The sequence below is a fragment of the Falsihalocynthiibacter sp. S25ZX9 genome, assembly GCF_041205405.1.
Lineage (GTDB): Bacteria > Pseudomonadota > Alphaproteobacteria > Rhodobacterales > Rhodobacteraceae > Falsihalocynthiibacter > Falsihalocynthiibacter arcticus.
On sequence record NZ_JBGFCD010000112.1, the window covers coordinates 1 to 351 of the forward strand.

Sequence of the window (351 nt, forward strand, 5' to 3'; positions counted from 1 at the left end):
GGCTTTATCGGCACCAAATCCCGTCACAAATGGCAAATCAGGGCGCGAGGCCAGCGCAGGCACCTGTACAACGCGATGCCCTTCGGCATCTAACAATTCAACCGCGTCAGTGCCGCGCCAAACAATTACCGGCACGCGCTCATCGACGCTCACCTGCAATACGCCGCCAACGCGCACCTGCACATTCACCGAGGCCACCGCATCAAGTTCGGAAATAGCCGCATGCATTTGCTGCAAATCCAGATAAAACGAACTCATCGGAAAATCCAGAGGGAAAACTTCTCGAATATCTTAGGCAAGCTCAATCGAGGCCCCGTCCACGGCCATCATATGCACCATAAATGCGGGGCG

General features: G+C 55.3%; 1 protein-coding gene. It reads right to left on the reverse strand.

What is annotated here, in order from left to right:
• The coding region (locus tag AB9F29_RS21515; protein ID WP_369757203.1) for a cell division protein FtsQ/DivIB at positions 1-258 on the reverse strand (258 nt) is incomplete at its 3' end.
• Positions 259-351: the final 93 nt, after the last annotated feature.